General features: G+C 51.8%; 13 protein-coding genes. 9 read left to right on the plus strand and 4 right to left on the minus strand.

Annotated features, from left to right (window positions below; all coding sequences use genetic code 11):
* Window positions 1–38 precede the first annotated feature (38 nt).
* The gene (locus tag J4617_RS07050) at window positions 39–1,619 is read left to right on the plus strand and encodes a phosphoethanolamine transferase (protein WP_017465725.1); all 1,581 of its coding nucleotides are present in this window, start codon (window positions 39–41) and stop codon (window positions 1,617–1,619) included.
* Window positions 1,620–1,681: 62 nt separating this feature from the next.
* On the opposite strand, the gene ompX is transcribed toward J4617_RS07050, so the two are convergent.
* Entirely contained in the window at window positions 1,682–2,197 is a 516-nt protein-coding gene (gene ompX / locus J4617_RS07055; RefSeq protein ID WP_000716763.1) for an outer membrane protein OmpX, read from the minus strand.
* 353 nt (window positions 2,198–2,550) lie between these two features.
* On the opposite strand from ompX, the gene rhtA reads away from it, so the two are divergent.
* The 6 genes from rhtA to ybiO all read left to right on the plus strand — a co-directional run bounded on the left by rhtA (window position 2,551) and on the right by ybiO (window position 9,330).
* On the plus strand, window positions 2,551–3,438 hold the full coding sequence (gene rhtA, locus J4617_RS07060) for a threonine/homoserine exporter RhtA (RefSeq protein WP_001119555.1): 888 nt from the start codon (window positions 2,551–2,553) through the stop codon (window positions 3,436–3,438).
* A gap of 302 nt (window positions 3,439–3,740) precedes the next feature.
* Entirely contained in the window at window positions 3,741–4,244 is a 504-nt protein-coding gene (gene dps, locus J4617_RS07065; RefSeq protein ID WP_000100805.1) for a DNA starvation/stationary phase protection protein Dps, read from the plus strand.
* Window positions 4,245–4,720: 476 nt separating this feature from the next.
* Window positions 4,721–5,467 carry a glutamine ABC transporter substrate-binding protein GlnH gene (gene glnH, locus J4617_RS07070; RefSeq protein WP_000838671.1) on the plus strand — a complete coding sequence of 249 codons (747 nt, stop codon included), beginning with the start codon at window positions 4,721–4,723 and terminating at the stop codon, window positions 5,465–5,467.
* A 143-nt stretch (window positions 5,468–5,610) separates the two neighbouring features.
* Complete coding sequence (gene glnP / locus J4617_RS07075; RefSeq protein WP_017465726.1) at window positions 5,611–6,270, plus strand: glutamine ABC transporter permease GlnP; 660 nt, start codon at window positions 5,611–5,613, stop codon at window positions 6,268–6,270.
* Entirely contained in the window at window positions 6,267–6,989 is a 723-nt protein-coding gene (glnQ, locus tag J4617_RS07080) for a glutamine ABC transporter ATP-binding protein GlnQ (RefSeq protein WP_000569093.1), read from the plus strand. The genes glnP and glnQ overlap by 4 nt, the downstream gene beginning before the upstream one ends.
* A gap of 118 nt (window positions 6,990–7,107) precedes the next feature.
* Window positions 7,108–9,330, plus strand: a complete 2,223-nt coding sequence (gene ybiO / locus J4617_RS07085) for a mechanosensitive channel protein (RefSeq protein WP_017465727.1) — start codon at window positions 7,108–7,110, stop codon at window positions 9,328–9,330.
* Here the strand turns inward: ybiO and rlmF are convergent.
* On the minus strand, window positions 9,327–10,253 hold the full coding sequence (gene rlmF, locus J4617_RS07090; RefSeq protein WP_001275964.1) for a 23S rRNA (adenine(1618)-N(6))-methyltransferase RlmF: 927 nt from the start codon (window positions 10,251–10,253) through the stop codon (window positions 9,327–9,329). The two genes, ybiO and rlmF, sit on opposite strands and share 4 nt — an antisense overlap.
* A gap of 204 nt (window positions 10,254–10,457) precedes the next feature.
* Between rlmF and J4617_RS07095 the strand changes: the two genes are divergently transcribed.
* Both J4617_RS07095 and ybiJ read left to right on the plus strand, forming a co-directional pair.
* Entirely contained in the window at window positions 10,458–10,724 is a 267-nt protein-coding gene (locus J4617_RS07095; RefSeq protein ID WP_000146330.1) for a DksA/TraR family C4-type zinc finger protein, read from the plus strand.
* Window positions 10,725–11,008: 284 nt separating this feature from the next.
* A complete protein-coding gene (gene ybiJ, locus J4617_RS07100) occupies window positions 11,009–11,269 on the plus strand; it encodes a DUF1471 family protein YbiJ (protein ID WP_000849089.1) in 261 nt (86 codons plus the stop codon).
* Between the two features lie 155 nt (window positions 11,270–11,424).
* Here ybiJ and ybiB read toward each other — a convergent pair whose 3' ends face one another.
* Window positions 11,425–12,399, minus strand: coding sequence for a DNA-binding protein YbiB (gene ybiB, locus J4617_RS07105; RefSeq protein WP_017465728.1), 975 nt, complete (start codon window positions 12,397–12,399; stop codon window positions 11,425–11,427).
* 29 nt (window positions 12,400–12,428) lie between these two features.
* Window positions 12,429–14,573, minus strand: coding sequence for an ATP-dependent DNA helicase DinG (dinG, locus tag J4617_RS07110; RefSeq protein WP_001218630.1), 2,145 nt, complete (start codon window positions 14,571–14,573; stop codon window positions 12,429–12,431).
* Window positions 14,574–14,684 lie beyond the last annotated feature (111 nt).

Genomic DNA, 14,684 nt, shown 5'->3' on the forward strand with positions numbered 1-14,684 from the left:
GCCAGGGTTAGCACATGGCGTTTTTGCAATAGTGGCATATGAATTCAACCCTTATCGATTCACTTCTCGCCCGTCGTCGGGCTGTAAGCCCGTGGGCGGGCCTCTACTTTTTACAGTCGCTGCTGATTAACCTCGCGCTCGGCTATCCCTTTAGCCTGCTTTATACCGCGGCGTTTACCTGCCTGTTGCTGTTGCTCTGGCGCTACCTGCCCCGCGGACAAAAAGCGCTGCTCGGCATCTGTTCGCTGGTAGCTGCTTGCTATTTTCCCTTTGGCCAGGCTTACGGCGCCCCGAACTTTAATACGCTGCTGGCACTGCACTCCACCAATATGGAAGAGTCGAGCGAAATCCTGACCATCTTCCCGTGGTATAGCTACCTGACCGGACTTTTTATTTTTGCGCTGGGTATTATTGCGCTTCGCCGCCGAAAAGAAGAGGTCAGGCCGCGCTGGAATAGCCTCGACAGCCTGTGCCTGCTGATCAGCGTCGCGGCATTTTTCGTCGCGCCGATACAAAATCTGGCCTGGGGCGGCGTTTTTAAGGTTATTGATACCGGCTATCCGGTTTTTCGCTTCGCCAAAGACGTTATCGTCAATAACAACGAAGTCATTGAAGAGCAGCACCGTATGGCGCAGCTATCCGGCATAAAAGATAGCTGGACGGTTACTGCGGTGAAACCCAGATATCACATCTATGTCGTGGTGATTGGTGAAAGCGCGCGACGGGATGCCATGGGCGCTTTCGGCGGCCACTGGGATAATACCCCCTTCGCCAGCCATGTGAATGGCGACTTCTTTATGGATTACATCGCCGCCAGCGGCTCAACGCAAAAATCGCTCGGTTTAACGCTCAATCGCGTGGTGGATAACAAACCACAGTATCAGGATAATTTCGTCACGCTGGCTAACCGCGCCGGTTTTCAGACATGGTGGTTTTCCAATCAGGGGCAAATCGGCGAATACGACACGGCCATCGCCAGTATCGCCAAACGCGCCGATGAAGCGCATTTCCTGAAAAACGGCGATTTTGAAGCGGATAAAAATACTCGCGACGACGCGCTGTTAACCATGACGGCGCAGGTATTGGCGACAGGACGCACGCAACCGCAGTTGATTGTGTTGCATTTAATGGGATCGCATCCCCAGGCCTGCGACCGTACTCAGGGAAAATACGCGACGTTTGTCCAGTCGAAAGAGACGTCTTGTTATTTATACACCATGACGCAAACCGACAATTTGCTCCGTCAGCTCTATACTCAGCTTCGTCATAGCGGCGACAGTTTTTCGCTCGTCTATTTCTCCGATCACGGGCTGGCGTTTAAAGAACGCGGCAAAGCGGTACAGTACCTGGCGCATGACGACAAATTCCAGCAAAACTTCCAGGTGCCGTTTATGGTGCTATCCAGCGACAGTAAAGCGCATCGGATCATTAAAGCTCGCCGTTCCGCGAACGATTTCCTGAGTTTTTTCTCGCAATGGACAGGAATTAGCGCTAAAGAGATCAAAAATCGCTATCGATTTATTTCGGAACAGAAAGCCGGGCCCGTTTATATCACCAATTTCAAATTACAGAAAGTGGACTATAACCATCTGGGCAGCGATATTTTTTCACTAAAATAATGCACGTTTCAGGCAAAAAAAATCCGCCCCGAAAGGCGGATTTTTCATTTTCACCGACGTGATTAGAAGCGGTAACCCACGCCAGCAATCCAGGTGCCAACGTCAACGCTACGAATACGGCTCTGCTCGTAAGAGAAGTCCAGAGCAACATTTTCCATCGGGTTGAATTGCAGACCAGCGCCATAGGAGAAGCCATAATCGCTGGTGTCATGTTTGTAGGTTGGGTAATCGGTCGTCTGGAATTTACCGTAACCCACACCGACTACACCGTAGATGCTCGCCCAATCGTTCAGACGGTAAGCCGGGCCGGCAGTGATGCCGTAGTACTGACCTTTGTTGTAATCGCCCGCACCGTTAGTACGATCTTTTTCGGTGTAGGTGAAGGAACCGATTACGCCCAGCGGGTTGTCGTCCTGCTCGTAACGATACTTCAGGTTGAAACCGCTCATTTTATTCGCTACGCCCTGCGCGTCGCTCTGAGCGTAACCACCGGTAACGGTAGAAGTAGCAGCTACTGCAGTACCTGCGGAAAAAGCCAGAACAGCGGCCAGTGCTGAAAGACATGCAATTTTTTTCATAACCACCTCAAATGTGCTTCAAGTAAGTCCTAAGTTTTAAATATATCAAAAATTAATGGGAAACTCTTTGCGATTCACGGTGTCTAAGGGCGCCTTTCATGTAACAGAACGTTTCCATATCGCGCTATCTTATTCAATTAACATCACTTTTCCGACTGATTGCACCAATAATGCGCGTGTGGCGCGATACATTCATCCAGATTATTCCTAAACTAACAGTCTATTTATCCATCAATTTAAGTTCATTTTATGGAATCCTGGAAATTTTTTTTCAACGAATCCTCAACCGCCGCGGGGAATTTCCATTACACTGCCACCTTTACTCGTACTGACATTTTTTGACAGGAGAAAGGATGCCGGGGTCAACACGTAAACTACCAGTCTGGTTGCCCATTTTGGTTTTGCTCATTGCCATGTCCTCTATTCAGAGTGGCGCTTCACTGGCGAAATCGTTATTTCCTCTTGTCGGCGCGCCGGGCGTAACGGCGCTTCGTCTGGCGTTGGGAACGCTTATCCTTATCGCCTTTTTCAAACCCTGGCGTTTGCGTTTTGCCAAAGAGCAGCGGCTGCCTTTACTGTTTTATGGTCTGTCGCTGGGCGGGATGAACTATCTATTCTATCTGTCGATTCAGACGGTGCCGTTGGGTATTGCGGTCGCGCTGGAATTTACCGGTCCTCTGGCGGTCGCGCTGTTTTCATCCCGGCGGCCGGTAGATTTTATTTGGGTCGTACTGGCTGTGCTTGGGCTCTGGTTCCTGCTGCCATTAGGGCAAGATATGTCTCACGTCGATCTTACCGGGGCCGCGTTAGCGCTCGGCGCTGGCGCCTGTTGGGCTGTCTATATTCTTACCGGCCAGCGAGCAGGCGCGGAACATGGTCCGGCCACGGTGGCGGTAGGCTCGCTGATTGCCGCCATCATTTTCGTGCCGATTGGCGCAGTTCAGGCTGGCGACGCGCTATGGCACTGGTCGATTCTTCCCTTAGGGTTAGCGGTCGCTGTGCTTTCTACGGCGCTGCCTTATTCACTGGAAATGATTGCGCTGACGCGCCTGCCAACCCGCACCTTCGGTACGCTGATGAGCATGGAACCCGCGCTGGCCGCCGTTTCCGGGATGATTTTTCTGGGCGAAACGCTTACGGGCATACAAATCATGGCCCTGTGCGCCATCATTGCCGCCTCAATGGGTTCTACCCTAACGATTCGACGCGAACCGCAAATTAAACAAGTTGACGTAAAATAGTTTCTTATTCTGCATGATGTGCATAATCATGCAGAATATCACCTCGTTATTCACCTTTTATTATTGTGCTATTACTTCGTCATTTTTTGTCATATTTTTTCTCATTTTTTACATTAAAATGAGAATTATTACCCACCAAACAGCAAACTCGTCTAACCAATTGATTTTTAATCAAAATAAATATTAAATCTTGTCTGTACTATTAAAGTGATAGGTAAATTCAAAAAAGCAAAGTTAAAAACCGGTGCTATACTTATTTTCGTTAATTACCTGGGACACAAACATCAAGAGGATATGAGATTATGAGTACCGCTAAACTGGTAAAAACAAAAGCGTCTAATCTGCTTTATACCCGTAACGATGTATCAGAGAGCGATAAAAAAGCGACGGTTGAGTTGCTTAATCGTCAGGTGATCCAGTTCATTGACCTGTCGCTGATCACGAAACAGGCCCACTGGAACATGCGCGGTGCTAACTTTATTGCCGTTCATGAGATGCTGGATGGCTTCCGTACCGCACTGACCGATCATCTGGATACTATGGCCGAGCGCGCCGTACAGCTTGGCGGTGTGGCGTTAGGCACCACGCAAGTTATCAACAGCAAAACTCCACTGAAAAGCTATCCGCTCGACATCCATAACGTGCAGGATCACTTAAAAGAACTGGCCGATCGCTACGCTGTTGTCGCTAATGATGTTCGCAAAGCTATCGGTGAAGCCAAAGATGAAGACACTGCCGATATCTTTACCGCCGCATCACGCGACCTCGATAAATTCCTGTGGTTTATCGAATCCAACATCGAATAAATCTATCTCTACCCTGAATACTTCGAGTTGCAGGAAGGTACAAACGCAGCGAATCCGCAGAAGCCTGACTTCCGTCGGTCACTGAAGCGAACGCACCTGCAACTTGATGTACACAGGTATATAAGTCATCCCTATACCCCTGCCTGGCACAGGGGTTTTGCACTTAAATAGTGCACACGTCTTGTACTCCCCTCCGATAAAAGTGAATTATTTGTAATAATTACATCACACAGTCGTTAATTAAAGATTGTTTTAACAACAATTTTTACGCTAAATAGACCCTGTATCTCTACTTTGTTATTCATGCACTAAATCAGTGCCCCAAAACGGTGCGGCATACTGGTTTTGCCCGACTTATTGTGCACAGGAATGATTGACGCTTCTGTTAAAACAATGAGTTACATAATTGGCATGATTTTTTCATTACGCTACATGTTCTCGCAGGGGATCGCCCCGTGGATAGAAAAGGAAATGCTATGAAGTCTCTATTAAAAGTTTCACTGGCTGCACTTACCCTGGCTTTTGCGGTGTCTTCGCACGCCGCGGATAAGAAACTCGTTGTGGCAACCGATACGGCGTTCGTTCCGTTTGAATTTAAACAGGGCGACAAATACGTCGGTTTTGATGTTGATCTGTGGGACGCTATCGCGAAAGAACTGAAGCTGGACTACACCCTGAAACCGATGGATTTCAGCGGCATTATTCCGGCATTACAAACCAAAAATATCGATCTGGCGCTGGCGGGTATTACGATTACGGACGAGCGTAAAAAAGCGATCGACTTTTCCGATGGCTATTACAAAAGCGGTCTGCTCGTGATGGTGAAAGCCAACAATAACGATATTAAAAGCGTTAAAGACCTCGATGGCAAAGTCGTTGCCGTGAAGAGCGGAACCGGGTCGGTGGATTACGCGAAAGCGAATATCAAAACCAAAGACCTGCGTCAGTTCCCGAACATTGATAACGCGTACATGGAATTAGGCACCAACCGCGCAGACGCCGTTCTGCACGATACGCCGAACATCCTGTACTTTATCAAAACCGCAGGCAACGGCCAGTTCAAGGCGGTAGGCGAATCGCTGGAAGCACAGCAATACGGAGTTGCCTTCCCGAAAGGCAGCGATGAACTGCGCGAGAAAGTCAACGGCGCGCTGAAAACGCTGCGTGAGAATGGCACCTATAACGAAATCTACAAAAAATGGTTCGGTACAGAACCTAAATAAAACGACCTGATGTTGGCTTGTGGCCCGGTAGTGAGGACGCTCACCGGGCCTACAGCTCTTTCCGTGACGGATAAGACACTTTCCGCCATTTCCGCGCCGGATAGAGCATTTGACTATTTACACCACGGTAACAGGAACGACATATGCAGTTTGACTGGAGCGCCATCTGGCCCGCCATTCCGCTTTTGCTTGAGGGCGCTAAAATGACCCTGTGGATCTCGGTCCTCGGTCTGGCTGGCGGCCTGGTTATTGGACTGGCGGCAGGTTTTGCCCGTACGTTTGGCGGCTGGTTCGTTAACCACATCGCCCTGGTTTTCATTGAAATTATTCGCGGCACGCCCATCGTTGTCCAGGTCATGTTTATCTACTTTGCCCTGCCGATGGCATTTAATGATTTGCGTATTGATCCGTTCAGCGCAGCGGTCGTGACAATTATGATTAACTCCGGCGCTTATATCGCGGAAATTACTCGCGGCGCAGTACTATCCATTCACAAAGGTTTTCGCGAAGCGGGTCTGGCGCTGGGCCTTTCTCGCCGGGAAACCATCCGCCATGTTATTTTACCGCTTGCTCTGCGCCGTATGCTGCCGCCGCTGGGCAACCAGTGGATCATTAGCATCAAAGACACCTCGTTGTTTATTGTTATCGGCGTAGCCGAGCTGACCCGTCAGGGCCAGGAAATTATTGCCGGTAACTTTCGCGCCCTGGAAATCTGGAGCGCCGTGGCCGTCTTCTATTTGATCATTACGCTGGTGCTGAGCTTTATTTTGCGTCGTCTTGAAAGAAGGATGAAAATCCTGTGATTGAATTTAAAAACGTCTCCAAGCACTTTGGCCCCACCCAGGTGCTGCATAACATTGATTTAAACATCCGTCAGGGCGAAGTGGTTGTGATTATCGGCCCTTCCGGTTCGGGTAAATCCACGTTATTACGCTGTATCAATAAACTGGAAGAGATCACCTCCGGCGATCTGATTGTCGATGGTCTGAAAGTCAACGATCCTAAAGTAGACGAACGGCTGATTCGCCAGGAAGCCGGCATGGTGTTTCAACAGTTTTATCTGTTCCCGCATCTGACCGCGCTCGAAAACGTAATGTTCGGTCCTCTGCGCGTACGCGGCGTAAAGAAAGAAGAAGCGGAAAAACAGGCGAAAGCACTATTAGCGAAAGTTGGACTGGCGGAACGGGCGCACCACTACCCCTCCGAGCTTTCCGGCGGTCAACAACAGCGCGTCGCCATTGCCCGAGCGCTGGCAGTGAAGCCGAAAATGATGCTCTTTGACGAGCCAACCTCCGCTCTGGACCCTGAACTGCGCCATGAAGTGCTGAAAGTCATGCAGGATCTGGCGGAAGAAGGCATGACCATGGTCATTGTCACTCACGAAATCGGCTTTGCCGAAAAAGTCGCCTCACGGCTGATTTTCATCGATAAAGGCCGTATTGCCGAAGATGGCAGTCCGCAGGCGTTGATCGAAAACCCGCCAAGCCCACGTTTACAGGAATTTTTACAGCACGTCTCCTGAGATATCGCCCTTCCTGCCCTGCGGCAGGAAGGGCATCATGGAATAGTCCCATTTCATTTTCCCTCCCCTGCGCCATCTATACTTAGTGTTTTGCGTCTCTTTTCTCACTGGAGGAGTCATGCGGTGGACCCTGTTCATCCTTTTTTGTCTACTGGGCGCGCCTGCCCATGCGGTCGCCATACCCGGCGTGACCACGGGGACATCAACCAGCCAGCAAGCAGCGCCAGAGCCCAGTCCTGAACAAAAAAAAGCGGCCTATGCGGCCCTGGCTGACGTACTGGAGAACGAGGCTTCACGTAACGAATTGATAGCGCAACTCCACGAAGCCTCAACCACGCCGCCGACCGAGCCGGCGCCAGCGCTTGTGCCGCCTGCGGCCAAAGATGAGAAAACGGTACTGGAGAACGTCACCACCGTTACCCGTCAGTACGGCGATGCTTTCGCTACCCGTTTCGCCCAGCTTTATCGCAACATCACCGATGCGCCGCACAAGCCATTTAACTCGCAAACCTTCACCAACGCGTTAACCCACTTTTTATTTCTGGCCGCCGCGGTATTTGGTTTTTATAGCGTGATACGGCTTTGCGCCCTGCCGTTATATCGAAAAATGGGCCTGTGGGCGCGCAAGAAAAACCGTGAACGCAGCAACTGGTTACAGCTCCCGGCGATGATCGTCGGCGCGTTTATTATCGACCTGCTGCTACTGGCGCTCACCTTATTTATCGGTCAGATGCTCAGTGATAATTTCCATGCGGGAAGTCGAACTATCGCTTTTCAGCAAAGCCTGTTCCTGAATGCCTTCGCGCTGATAGAGTTCTTTAAAGCGATTCTGCGGCTTATTTTTTGCCCTAATGTACCGGAATTACGCCCATTCGCGATTCAGGATGCGACAGCGCGTTACTGGAATCGCCGTATGAGTTCCCTTAGCAGTTTGATTGGCTATGGGCTAATTGTTGCCGTTCCGATTATTTCCAACCAGGTGAATGTTCAGGTTGGCGCGATGGCTAATGTGGCGATCATGCTCTGCATCACCATCTGGGCGCTGTACCTGATCTTTAAAAACAAAGCGGAGATTACGCAACATTTATTAAGTCTGGCGGAACGATCATTAGCCTTTTTTAGCCTGTTTATCCGCGCCTTTGCGCTGGTGTGGCACTGGCTGGCCAGCGCTTACTTTATCGTGCTGTTTTTCTTCTCGTTATTCGACCCAGGCAATAGCCTGAAGTTTATGATGGGCGCGACCGTGCGCAGTCTGGCGATTATTGGCATCGCGGCGTTTATCTCCGGTATGTTTACCCGCTGGATAGCGAAAACCATCACCCTGTCGCCCCATACGCAGCGCAACTACCCGGAATTACAAAAGCGGCTTAACGGCTGGCTCTCCTCAGCGCTAAAAGTCGCACGCTTTTTGACCGTCTGCGTCGCCGTTATGCTGTTGCTCAACGCCTGGGGGCTATTCGATTTCTGGCACTGGCTACATTATGGCGCGGGGGAAAAGATGGTCGATATCCTTATCCGTATCGCGTTAATCTTATTCTTCTCCGCCGTGGGATGGACGATCCTCGCCAGTCTGATTGAGAATCGTCTGGCCTCCGATATTCATGGCCGCCCGCTACCCAGCGCCCGCACGCGCACGCTGCTGACGCTGTTCCGCAATGCGCTGGCAGTGATTATCAGTACCATAACCATCATGATCGTGTTATCGGAAATCGGCGTCAATATCGCGCCATTGCTGGCTGGCGCGGGCGCGTTAGGTCTGGCTATCTCTTTCGGTTCGCAAACCCTGGTGAAAGATATTATCACCGGCGTCTTTATTCAGTTTGAAAACGGGATGAATACCGGCGACTTAGTCACCATAGGCCCGCTGACGGGGACGGTCGAAAGAATGTCGATTCGTTCCGTCGGCGTGCGGCAGGATACCGGGGCATACCATATTATCCCGTGGTCCTCGATCACCACTTTCGCCAACTTTGTGCGCGGTATCGGCTCTGTTGTCGCCAACTATGACGTGGATCGCCATGAGGATGCGGATAAAGCGAATCAGGCGCTGAAAGACGCGGTAACGGCGCTGATGGAGACGGAGGATATTCGCGGGCTGATTATCGGCGAACCCACGTTCGCCGGTATTGTCGGTTTAACGAACACGGCGTTTACTTTACGCGTGTCGTTCACCACGCTACCGCTCAAGCAGTGGACGGTGCGTTTTGCCCTTGATAGCCAGGTGAAAAAGCATTTTGATCTGGCCAATGTGCGCGCGCCGGTGCAAACGTATCAGGTTCTACCCGCCCCCGCCGGCGGCCCGTCGCCTGATTCACTGCCGCCGCGCGAACCGACGATTTAGCGTTTACGGGTGATAAAACGGCGACGCTGGTCGTCATCCATAAAGGTCCAGGCAATAAAGCGGCTTTGCTTTTGCCCCTGGGCCATCTCTTTTTTCACCACTTTCACCGCGCCAGCCTCCGTCAACGCCCGGTAAAGCGGCGGTAAATTCTCGCCGCGCGACACCAACGTCGTAAACCACAACACCTGACGGCGGAAGGTTTGGCTTTCAGCAATCATTTTTTTAATAAAGGCGACTTCGCCGCCTTCGCACCATAGCTCCTGCTGTTGACCGCCAAAGTTCAGCGCATCATCTTTATTCTGCCCCAAATTGCGGCGCTTACGCTCGCTGCCCGCGCGGGCTGCGGCGGCGGAGTCGTGAAAAGGCGGGTTACAAAGCGTTGCGTCATAAAATTCATTTTTATGAATGATACCGGTAAAAATGGCCGCCGGATCTTTTTGCCGACGCAGACGAATGGCGCGGCTTAACCCCGTATTAGCCTGAATGATAGCCTGCGCGCTGGACATCGCTGCGTCGCTGACTTCACTACCGGTAAATCGCCAGCCATATTCATGGACGCCGATAAGCGGATAAATACAATTGGCGCCCACGCCCACGTCCAGAATAGTTGCCTGCGCCGGAATACTCCCTGTCGTTTCGCCAAGCAGATCCGCCAGATGATGGATATAATCCGCACGACCAGGCACCGGCGGACATAAAAACCCTGGCGGAATGTCCCAGTGTGTGACGGCATAAAAATGCGCCAGCAATGCCTTATTGAGCGCTTTTACCGCTTGCGGATTAGCAAAATCAACGCTCTGTTCACCGGCGGGCGTGCGGATAAGAAAGGACGTCAATTCCGGCGTGGTCTGACACAGTGCGGCGAGATCATAACGGTGTTGATGGCGGTTGCGCGGGTGTAACCCCGGTTTCTGGGCGGACATGGCATTCTCCTTTTAGCAGCGGCGTAAGATACCCGTATAACGCCACGGGGTAAATATACCACCGCGAATTCCCTGCCTCGCTCGTTTGATCGGCTCTCTGAATGACATTGGCTCTGCTCATGGTCTGAAAAGGCCGCGCGATGCGATTTTTTCGCCTGACGGCGCTACACTTAACCTCAGGTACCCTAAAATCAGGAGAGCGTGATGGCATCCGGCTGGGCAAATGACGACGCAGTGAATGAACAAATCAACAATACCATTGAAGATGCCGTTGCCCGCGCTCGCGGCGAACTTCCCCACGGCGAAAGTCGCGATGAATGCGAATCTTGCGGCGATCCTATCCCTGAAGCGCGGCGTAAAGCCGTGCCGGGCGTTCGGTTATGCATAGCCTGCCAACAGGAGAAAGATTTACATAACGCAACATTTTCAGGATATAATCGTAGAGGTTCAAAAGACAGCCAGTTACGCTGACTTTTCTTTACCGAAACCGCCAGTATTATCCATTCCTTTACGCTCATGCTTTTTAGCGTTCTGCGTCGCAGAATGTGCCGTTAACCTCGACTCTGTAAAGCCAGATGACAAGAAAGGTAAATTCAACCGTTGAATTAATTAATAATCAATAGGTTATTTGTCATTCAAAAATTTTGAGCAAGGCAGTCAATTCTATTCGATTTTATCTTTCGCAAAAAACCGTGATACTCATCACATCGACGGAACATCGTCCCATAAACAGAATAACCTGCGAGAGATTAATCATGAAAACCATTAAATATGCTGTTGCAGCCATCGCGCTTTCCACCCTTTCTTTTGGCGCTTTTGCCGCAGAACCGGTTAGCGCGTCTCAGACGCAAAACCTGCATAAAATCGGCGTAGTGTCTGCCGATGGCGCCACCACGCTGGATGGCCTGGAAGCTAAACTGGCTGAAAAAGCCGCCGCTGCTGGCGCAAGCGCTTATAACATCACCTCCGCCGTAGGTAATGACAAAATGAGCGGCACTGCGGTGATTTATAAATAATTTACCTGCCCGCCAGATTTCAGGCTGTAACATCGCTGTTGTTTGAATTCTGACGGGTATTACCCTCGTCTGTTTGCCAACAGACCCACTGCTCCAACCCTCATTAACCCTGTTTGTTACCCTTATTTGCCCGTCCGCCACTGGACGGGCTTTTTTTATTCGCTAAAAGCCTGTTCGACGCGCGCAATTCCGTCTTCTAACGTCGCCGCCTCTCCCGTCGCAACCAGACAACAGGCCATTTGCGTTTTTAATGATTGCGGCACCGGCTCGCGGCCGGCAAGGCAGCGCTCAATCCAGCGCGCGGTGATTTCAGGATCTTTAGTCGCAGGCAGTGAAAGCGGCTCGTCGTGCGTGTCGCTCTGACGCTCATGCAGTACCTGCACGCCACGGCTATCAATCAGGCTGATTTGCGGACAGCGTTGCGGGTTGGCATAGACTTCGCCTTCGGTACCATGCATCAGCAAAGCCCGCCCGCCAATGCGGCTAAAAAAGGTCGCCACACGCGGGACATATTCAGGGTGAGAAACGCTTGATAAACGCAGCGCGGCATCCTCAGCAAATGGCGTCGCCAGCTTGGCCAGTGAATGCGCGCTGTTGCGCACGCCCATCCGCCAGCGCATCGCCAGTTGTTTTTCCAGCGGCGGGCAGAGCGCGCTCACCGGGATAAACACCGGCTGGCGCCCGTCCAGTTTGGCCTGCGCTTGTCCGCCGTGTAGGGTGGGCACAATCCCCATCAGCTCAAATATTGTTTCCGTCAGTACGCGGGTCGGATCTTCACTGACGCCGTGTACTACAACTGGAAAGCCCAATTTATGCAGCAGGATAGCCAGCAACGGCGTTAAATTCGCCTGTTTACGCGCGCCGTTATAGCTGGGAATAACGACCGGCAACGGCCTATCTGCGGGCGGTGTCAGTTTGATGGTATGATTCTGCATGGCCTCATAAAAGCCCAGCATTTCGGCTTCGCCTTCGCCTTTAATACGCAGCGCCATCAATATACTGCCCATTTCCAGGTCGGGGATGTCGCCATTCAGCATTCGGGTATACAAACCGCGCGCGGTATCCAGATCCAGATCGCGGGCGTGATTTTTACCTCGCCCGATCTCTTTGATGATCTTGCGATAATCCATTGAAAGCTCCTTGAAGTGTGCTCACAGCATTAACGCCGTCGGCGGCGTGCAGGTTTTGCTTTTGGTTTTACTATAACGTCTGGCACGGCAGGCTGCTCTATCGGAAAAACAGGTAAGGCATTCAGTAAACGCTGTCCGTAGTTTTTGGTCAACAAACGCTTATCATAAATGACCACTTCTCCCCGACAGGCGTGGCTACGGATCAATCGCCCTACCTGCTGAATTAAATTAAAAGACGCGCTTGGTAAGCTTTGTACCTCAAACGGATAACGATTCAGGCTTTTTAGCCATTCGCCTTCGGTGATCACGACCGGGCTGTCGATCGGCGGAAAGGCAATTTTATGGATATGGACTTGCGTCAGCAGCTCGCCTTTAAGATCCAGCCCTTCGGCAAAAGACTGAAGCCCAACCAGCACGCTACGTTCGCCGCTCTCCACCCGTTTACGGTGCAGCTCCACCAGCCGGTAACGCGGCTGGTCGCCCTGGACCAGGAGGAGTAAGCGCACATCAGCGACATGCTCCAGAAAACGCTGCATCGCCCGCCCGCTGGCGAACAGTACCAGCATACCATGATGTTTTTTGCTCTCCAGTTGCTCACGAAAATAGGCTGCCATTTCGGCAATATGCTGCTCTTCGTTATCAATGGTGGGTTCGTAGCGCATTTGAGGAATCACCAGTTTCCCCTGTTCCACATGATTAAACGGCGAATCCAGCGCCACAAAGCGGTCGCCGGCTTTTTCTTTTAAGCCGCTCATTTCCTGCAGGCGCGAAAAGCTATTGAGCGAGCGCAGTGTCGCCGAGGTGACAATAATGTGCGGTACGCTGCGCCATAACAATCTTTCCAGCTGATCGCTGACGCGGATACCGACACAATGGAACCAGACGTGGAGTTGCCCTTCGCGTATTTCACGCGTCGCCCATTTGGACACCGGCGCGCCTGAAGACTGCGCCATCGAAGCCAGCCGCCATAATTTACTTTGCGCCTCGAACATTCCCAGCGCCCGGTTCATCTGTAAAATCACCCGATGCAAACGCACAATATCGTGCGACCCGGTTTTTTCGCTGAGATCGTTGAGAAAGGATTCCGCCAGCCCACGCAGCGTCTCGGTCAGCTTCGCCAGTCGCTGGCAGATTTCCATGACCTCATCAGGCAACTCACCCATTGCAAAACGGTGCTCCGCCTCCTGCGCTGCGGGCATATACAGATTAAGAATGGCATTGAGCGAGGCGATCAGTTCGTACACCTCCTCGCAATGGGCGTTAAGTCGCTCAGGATTCGCTAACGGCGGCGTGGTTTTAGGGCGAAATTGCTCCATGCAGGTCGCCACCAGTTTGCTGAACAGGTCCAGTTGCAAGCGATACCAGGAGGCGGTAATTTCCGCGCTCATCTCCAGCGCATCGCGCGCGACATCGGGCAGATGATGACCTTCATCCAGTACCAACAGCAGATGCTTTGGTTCCGGCAGTACGGCTTCACTTTCCATCGCCGCCATTACCAGCGCGTGATTCGCCACCACGACTTCCGCTTCCTGTATTTCACGTCGGGCGACAAAGAATGGACATTCGCGGTAATAGTGACAGTTGCGGTTCAGACAACTGGCTTTATCGGTACTTAATCGCCGCCACAGATCGTCGTCAATAGCAATGTCGGTATGATCCCGCAGACCATCCCATTTGTAACCGTCAAGATCCCCTTTCAGCCTGGCGCAGCGCTTTTGCTCTTCCTGGTTGTTAGGCGTCAGTTCATCATCAAGAAAGGCGAGCAGATCCTGCTGCGTAGGCTCGCTACTGGCGAGCGCCGCCAGGTTTCGCGGACACACGTAACGCCCGCGGCCAAAGGCGGCGGTAAAGCGCAGATCGGGGATGATTTTTCGTAGCAGCGGCAAATCCTTGCTAAAGATCTGATCCTGTAACGCCACGTTAGCGGTACTGACCACCAGTGTTTTTTGCTCTTCCCGGGCAATGGCGATACCGGGAATAAGATAGGAGAGGGTTTTCCCGACGCCGGTCGGCGCTTCAATAGCCAGATGTCTCCCTTCTTCCCCGGCCAGCGTTCTGGCGACGTCAGCAATCATCTGCCGCTGCGGCGCACGGGGAATAAAGTCGGGAATCTGGTCCTGAAGCGCCTTATACCAGGCGGCGATTTGCGCTTTCAGCGCAGCGGTCAATGCCATGAGAAAACCTGAAGTACTGTATAAACAGCCACTATTGTGTCACATTTCAGGGGCGGGAAGTACCTTTTTTACCGGTTCTGGAAGGCGGCTCGCAACGCGATGTGTATTTTG

The organism is Salmonella sp. 32010601201800023SM (assembly GCF_017572235.1).
Lineage (GTDB): Bacteria > Pseudomonadota > Gammaproteobacteria > Enterobacterales > Enterobacteriaceae > Salmonella > Salmonella enterica.